Origin of the sequence: Rathayibacter rubneri (assembly GCF_023743255.1) — a bacterium.
Lineage (GTDB): Bacteria > Actinomycetota > Actinomycetes > Actinomycetales > Microbacteriaceae > Rathayibacter > Rathayibacter rubneri.
This window is the reverse complement of the sequence record NZ_JAMRYM010000147.1, coordinates 1-5,817: the sequence shown is the minus strand read 5'-3', so window position 1 is coordinate 5,817 and position 5,817 is coordinate 1. Positions and strand designations below refer to the sequence as shown.

Genomic DNA, 5,817 nt, shown 5'->3' with positions numbered 1-5,817 from the left:
GCGTCGGATTCGACTCGATGACGGCGACCAGCTCGGCCACGTCGGCGTGGGCTCCGGCCACCGCGCCGAGATGTACATCGCGGCGATCGCCGGACCCCACGCCGACGTGGCCGAGCTGGTCGCCGTCATCGAGTCGAATCCGACGCGAGCCGAGTACGCGGCGGAGGCGGCGCTGCGGCACGGCGCGGCCGCTCGACCCCGGCTCGCCGGACCGGACGGGCTGGAGCGAGCACTGGCGGAGGAGCGGGTGGACCGCGTCGTGATCACCACGCCCGACGTCACCCACGCCGGCCTCCTCGACCGCTGCCTCCGCGCGGGTGTGGACGTCGTGATCGAGAAGCCGCTCACCATCGACGAGGCCGGTGCTCGACTGGTCGCCGAGGCCGCGCGCGACACCGGGCGCGACCCGGTCGTCACCTTCAACTACCGCTACTCGCCCCGGAACTCCGCCCTCAAGGAGCTGATCGCGGGCGGAGCGATCGGCGACGTCACGTCGATCACGTTCGAGTGGCTCCTCGACACCGCGCACGGCGCCGACTACTTCCGTCGCTGGCACCGCGACAAGCGCAACTCCGGGGGCCTTCTCGTCCACAAGGCCTCCCACCACTTCGATCTCGTGAACTGGTGGATCGACGACGTCCCGTCGCGCGTCTTCGCCTCGGGGGGTCTGCGCTTCTACGGCCAAGCCAACGCCGCCCGTCAGAGCGTCCCGGTGAGCACCGAGCGCGGGAGCAGCGACGCGTCGGCGGCCGATCCCTTCGCCCTCGATCTGCGCCGCGACCCGCGCCTGCGCGCGCTCTACCTCGAGGCCGAGCACCACGACGACTACCGGCGCGACCAGTCGGCCTTCGGCGCGGGGATCACCATCGAGGACAACCTGGCACTGGTCGTCGACTACCGCCGCGGAGCGACGCTGAGCTACTCGCTGAACGCCCACTCGCCCTGGGAGGGGTACCGCGTCGCCGTGAACGGCACCCGGGGCCGCGCTGAGCTCGACGTCGTCGAACGCGGTGCCGTACTGCCCGGGCCGGACGGGCGGATCGCCGTGGATCCCTCGCTGGCCGGTGCGGAGGCCGCGGACTACGGCCCTCGACCCGACAGCGACCGCCTGCTGCTCCAGCGGCACTGGCAGGCGGCCGAGGAGATCCCGATCCGCACCGAGGGCGGCGGGCACGGCGGCGGCGACGACCGGATGCTGCGCGACCTGTTCCGGGGTGCGGCGGAGGATCCGCTCGGTCGGGCGGCGGACTACCGCGACGGGCTCCGCTCGATCGCGGTCGGGATCGCCGGCAACCGCTCGCTCGAGAGCGGAGCCGCCGTGGCGATCGACGAGCTGGGGATCCTCGTGGAGTGAGGCGCCGAGGCGCTACTCGTCGAGCGCGAGCTCCTTGGGGAGCTCGAACTCCTTGCGCGAGAGCTCCTCGACGTTGACGTCCTTGAACGTCAGCACGCGGACCGACTTCACGAAGCGGTCGGAGCGGTAGACGTCCCAGACCCACACGTCGCGCATGGTCAGCTCGAAGTAGAAGTCGTGCTCGGTGTCGCGGCGCACGAGGTCCACCTCGTTCGCGAGGTAGAAGCGGCGCTCGGTCTCGACGACGTACGAGAACTGCGAGACGACGTCGCGGTACTCCCGGTACAGTGCCAGCTCGACCTCGCGGTCGTAGTCCTCGAATTCGTCCTCATCCATCGTCCGTCAATCCTACGCCGGTGCGGGAGCGCCGAACGCCCGGAGCTCCTGGGCGGGCATCGGCTCCTAAGCGGGAACCGCCTCGCGCGGCTTGGACAGCCAGGTGACCCGGTGCAGCGGCGACGGGCCGACGCGATCCAGCCCCGCCCAGTGCGCGGCGCTGCCGTAGCCCTTGTTGCTGTCCCAGGCGTAGTCGGCGAACTCGTCGTGGTGGCGCACCATCTGGCCGTCGCGGCCGACCTTCGCCAGGACGGAGGCGGCCGAGACCGACGCGCAGTCGCGGTCGGCCTTGATGCGGGTGACGATGGTCAGCTCGGCGGCCCACTCCCCGAGCGCCGGTGTCAGCCAGTCGTGCTTGCCGTCGAGGAGCACCACGGACGTCGCGAGGTCGACGCCCTGGTCGACGAGGCGCTCGATCCCGCGGGACGCGGCGCGGCCGAGGCCGGCGATGATGCCGGAGTCGTCGATCTCGTCGGCGGAGGACTCGCCGATCGCCCAGCCGGACACCCACTTCACGACGCCGGGCAGCAGCGCCTCGCGGCGGGCGGGCGCCAGCAGCTTCGAGTCCCGCAGCCCCTCCGGGAACCGCCCGCAGCGGCGGCCGATCGAGACGACTCCGACCGAGACGGGACCCGCGATCGCTCCGCGACCGACCTCGTCGCAGCCGATGATGCTCTCGTACCCCTGACGGAACAGGCGCCGCTCCATCGTCAGGGTGGGCCCGGCGACGACCACCTAGTCCTGCCCGGCCTCGGAGGAGGAGCCGGACGGGCCGGACGACTCCGACGCGTCGTTCTCGACCCCGCGGAACACCGCCGGGTAGTCGTCGAGCCACGCCCACTGCTCCACCGGCCAGGTCACGAGGATCGCCCGGCCGACCACGTTGTCGATCGGCACGAAGCCGCCGCCGGGCTTGTCGGTGTTGTAGCGGGAGTCGGCGGAGTTGTAGCGGTTGTCGCCCATCACCCAGAGCGACCCCTCGGGCACGACGACGTCGAACGGCGTCGCCGAGACGGCCTGGACGCCGTCGGGCAGCTTCACGTAGGGCTCGTCGATCGGCTTGCCGTTGACCTCGACCTGGCCGAGCGGGGTGCAGCAGGTGACGGTGTCGCCGGGCAGCCCGATGACCCGCTTGATCAGGTGGTCGTTGCTGTCGGGGGCGGTGAGGCCCACGATCGCGAGAGCCGAGTCGACGGCGGCCTGGAACGGCGGCACCTCGGGCTCGGTGCTCGGCGAGAGCCATCCGCCCGGATCACGGAAGACGACGACGTCGCCGCGCGAGATCGGCACGAGATCGGGCACGAGCTCGTTCACGAGGATGCGGTCGTTCTCGACCAGCGTCTGCTCCATCGAGGAGGACGGGATGTAGAACGAGCGGATGAGGAAGGTCTTCACGAGGAAGGAGACCAGCACCGCGACGACGAAGATGATCAGCACGTCGCGGAGGAACAGCAGGACGCCGCGTCGCCGGCGCGGCCGGTGCCCGTCCCCCGGTGCGGCGGAGTGGCGCGCGTGGTCGCCGTCGCCGTGGATCGCGACCGGGGCCGTGCTGTCTGTCATCGCGTGCCGTCGCCCCTACTGTTCGTCATCCGGGACCGTGCATCCCCGGGCGGGATCGGCCCCTGGAAAGGGTCGAACCCCGGTCCATCATAAGTGGACCGGGGTTCGGGGAGAGTGTGCGGAGACCCGCTGGGGGTCAGCGCTTCTCCTTGATCTTGGCCTTCTTGCCGCGCAGGTTGCGGAGGTAGTACAGCTTCGCGCGACGCACGTCTCCGCGGGTGACGACCTCGATGTGGTCGATCACCGGGGAGTGCACCGGGAAGGTGCGCTCGACGCCGACCTGGAAGCTGACCTTGCGGACGGTGAAGGTCTCGCGGACGCCCTCGTTGGAGCGGCCGATGACGACGCCCTGGAAGATCTGGACGCGCGAGCGGGTTCCCTCGACGATGTTGACGTGGACCTTGACGGTGTCGCCCGCACGGAAGTCGGGGATGTCGGTCCGGAGTGACGCCGCATCGACGTTATCGAGGATGTGCATGTTCTATCGCTCTCCGTGCCCGCCACAGGTCGAGCACCGTTTCGTGGGTGGGAAGTCGGTGCGCGCCCCGCGTCGTAGCGGCTCCCCTGTGGCAGAGCCTGCGCGAGGCACAAGCGCTTATTCTGTCACGGCGCGCCGACCGGCGTCAAAGCGGGGTCACTGCACTGGTCCACGCCCGGTGCAGCGGCGCGCGCGCCTCAGAGGATGAGCGTCTGCCCGTCCTGCGGGCGCTCGGGATCGAAGACGTCGCCCACCACGGGACGCTGCCCGCCCTGCGCCTGCACCGCGGACGCCTCGGCGAACGCGATCAGCGTCGCGCGGGCGTCGTGCACGAACCGCCAGAGGGAGTGGCCGAGCGCCACGACCCCGAGGAGCACCGACAGCAGTCCGATCGCCAGCGCCCCCGGAGGGAAGAAGCCCAGCGCGATCAGCGACGCGTGCCAGGCGCCGACCGCGGCGACGTCGCCCCACGCGGGAGTGCGGGTCGGCCGCACGGTCACCCGAAACGCCACGATGCTCGCCACGGCGGCGAGGCTGAGCGCCAGAATGGGGAGGGCGATGACGAGACCGAGGACGGTCCACCCGCTCGATCCCCCGAAGAGTCCGTACCCGAGGAGGATCCACAGGGGCAGGACGATCGCGGCCGGATACTGCCAGGAACCGAATGCCCGTCGCGTGCGCATGCACCGACCGTACCCACCACCGCTGAGCAACGCCTCAGCGACCCCGAGAGGATCAGGATGATCGAGCTGCGCACGCCCGCCGAGATCGAGGAGATGCGGCCCGCCGGCCGCTTCGTGGCCGAGGTCCTGCAGGCCACCGTCGCCGCCGCCGGGGTGGGAGTGAACCTCCTCGAGCTCGACCGCCTCGCGCACGACATGATCCGGAAGGCCGGAGCCGAGTCCTGCTACATCGACTACCACCCGTCCTTCGGGGCCAGCCCGTTCGGCAAGGTGATCTGCACCTCCGTCAACGACGCCGTGCTGCACGGCCTGCCGTTCGACTACCGCCTGCGCGACGGCGATCTGCTGACCCTCGACTTCGCCGCCTCCGTGAACGGCTGGGTCTCCGACTCCGCCGTCAGCGTCGTGGTCGGCACGCCCCGCGCCGAGGACCTGGCGCTGATCGACACCACGACGCGCGCTCTCGACGCCGGCATCGCCGCGGCGAAGCCCGGCGGGAAGATCGGCGACATCTCGGCCGCGATCGCCGCGGTCGCCCGTGCCGAGGGGCTCGCCATCAACACCGACTTCGGCGGGCACGGCGTCGGCCGCACGATGCACGGCGACCCGCACGTGCCGAACGACGGCCGTGCCGGACGCGGGTTCCCCCTGCGTCCGGGCCTCGTGATCGCGATCGAGCCGTGGTTCCTGCAGACCACCGACGAGATCTTCACCGACAAGGACGGCTGGACGCTGCGCAGCCGCGACGGCTCCCGCGGCGCCCACATGGAGCACACGATCGCGATCACCGACTCGGGGAGCGTCGTCCTCACCGCACGCGGCTGATCTCGGTCGCCGCTCTGGACAGCGGCACTATCGGATAGTCATACTCTCGATATGCGCATCTCCGAGCTCGGACGGCTGACCGGCGTCAGCGTCGCGACGATCAAGTACTACATCCGGGAGGGGATCCTCGCGGCGGGCGAGTCCTCGGCCCCCCAGCGGGCGGAGTACGGCGACGACCACGTCGCACGGCTCCGCCTGCTCCGCGGCCTCATCGAGAGCGGAGGCGTCGGCATCGCCGGTGCGAAGCGGATCGCGGCGGTCCTGGACAGCGGCGCCCCGCCGGCCCACGCCTTCGAGGTCGCCCAGGACGTGGTCTCGGCGCACGCCGACTCCGACTCCCCCGCGACGGACGCCTCGCTCGAGCGGGTCCGCGCACTCGTCGGGCCGATGATGTGCGAGCACCCGGCCGTCGCCACGGCCGCCCGGGCGCTCGACGCGCTGGAGGCGTCCGGGGGTGCGATGACCCCCGACTGGCTCCAGCGCTACGAGGAGGCCGCCGAGCTCGTCGCCCGCGCCGATCTCGACGAGCTCGAGGCGCGCACGAGCGTGAGCGAGCAGGCGTCGATCGCAGCGGAGCGAGC

General features: G+C 71.3%; 8 protein-coding genes. 3 read left to right on the top strand and 5 right to left on the bottom strand.

Features of this window, described 5'->3' with window-relative positions:
• Positions 1–70 precede the first annotated feature (70 nt).
• Complete coding sequence (locus tag NB037_RS18355) at positions 71–1,354, top strand: Gfo/Idh/MocA family protein (RefSeq protein WP_251948352.1); 1,284 nt, start codon at positions 71–73, stop codon at positions 1,352–1,354.
• Positions 1,355–1,366: 12 nt separating this feature from the next.
• Here NB037_RS18355 and NB037_RS18350 read toward each other — a convergent pair whose 3' ends face one another.
• The 5 genes from NB037_RS18350 to NB037_RS18330 all read right to left on the bottom strand — a co-directional run bounded on the left by NB037_RS18350 (position 1,367) and on the right by NB037_RS18330 (position 4,411).
• Entirely contained in the window at positions 1,367–1,690 is a 324-nt protein-coding gene (locus tag NB037_RS18350; RefSeq protein WP_055792576.1) for a DUF2469 domain-containing protein, read from the bottom strand.
• A gap of 66 nt (positions 1,691–1,756) precedes the next feature.
• Positions 1,757–2,425: a ribonuclease HII gene (gene rnhB / locus NB037_RS18345; RefSeq protein ID WP_251948350.1), complete on the bottom strand. Its 669-nt coding sequence runs from the start codon at positions 2,423–2,425 to the stop codon at positions 1,757–1,759.
• On the bottom strand, positions 2,426–3,250 hold the full coding sequence (lepB, locus tag NB037_RS18340) for a signal peptidase I (protein ID WP_251948348.1): 825 nt from the start codon (positions 3,248–3,250) through the stop codon (positions 2,426–2,428).
• A 136-nt stretch (positions 3,251–3,386) separates the two neighbouring features.
• Positions 3,387–3,728, bottom strand: coding sequence for a 50S ribosomal protein L19 (gene rplS / locus NB037_RS18335; protein ID WP_207402350.1), 342 nt, complete (start codon positions 3,726–3,728; stop codon positions 3,387–3,389).
• Positions 3,729–3,925: 197 nt separating this feature from the next.
• On the bottom strand, positions 3,926–4,411 hold the full coding sequence (locus NB037_RS18330) for a hypothetical protein (RefSeq protein WP_251948346.1): 486 nt from the start codon (positions 4,409–4,411) through the stop codon (positions 3,926–3,928).
• 57 nt (positions 4,412–4,468) lie between these two features.
• Between NB037_RS18330 and map the strand changes: the two genes are divergently transcribed.
• Positions 4,469–5,236 (top strand): type I methionyl aminopeptidase, encoded by a 768-nt coding sequence (gene map / locus NB037_RS18325; protein ID WP_251948344.1) that lies wholly within the window; start codon positions 4,469–4,471, stop codon positions 5,234–5,236.
• A 51-nt stretch (positions 5,237–5,287) separates the two neighbouring features.
• Positions 5,288–5,817: MerR family transcriptional regulator (locus NB037_RS18320; RefSeq protein WP_251948342.1), on the top strand; the 530-nt coding region annotated here is incomplete at its 3' end.

What these genes read in the sequence shown, in the direction of transcription:
- NB037_RS18330 (WP_251948346.1), bottom strand. Translation starts at nt 4,411, where the DNA reads ATGCGCACGCGACGGGCATTCGGTTCCTGGCAGTATCCGGCCGCGATC.
- map (WP_251948344.1), top strand. Translation starts at nt 4,469, where the DNA reads ATGATCGAGCTGCGCACGCCCGCCGAGATCGAGGAGATGCGGCCCGCC.
- NB037_RS18350 (WP_055792576.1), bottom strand. Translation starts at nt 1,690, where the DNA reads ATGGATGAGGACGAATTCGAGGACTACGACCGCGAGGTCGAGCTGGCA.
- rplS (WP_207402350.1), bottom strand. Translation starts at nt 3,728, where the DNA reads ATGCACATCCTCGATAACGTCGATGCGGCGTCACTCCGGACCGACATC.
- NB037_RS18355 (WP_251948352.1), top strand. Translation starts at nt 71, where the DNA reads ATGTACATCGCGGCGATCGCCGGACCCCACGCCGACGTGGCCGAGCTG.
- lepB (WP_251948348.1), bottom strand. Translation starts at nt 3,250, where the DNA reads ATGACAGACAGCACGGCCCCGGTCGCGATCCACGGCGACGGCGACCAC.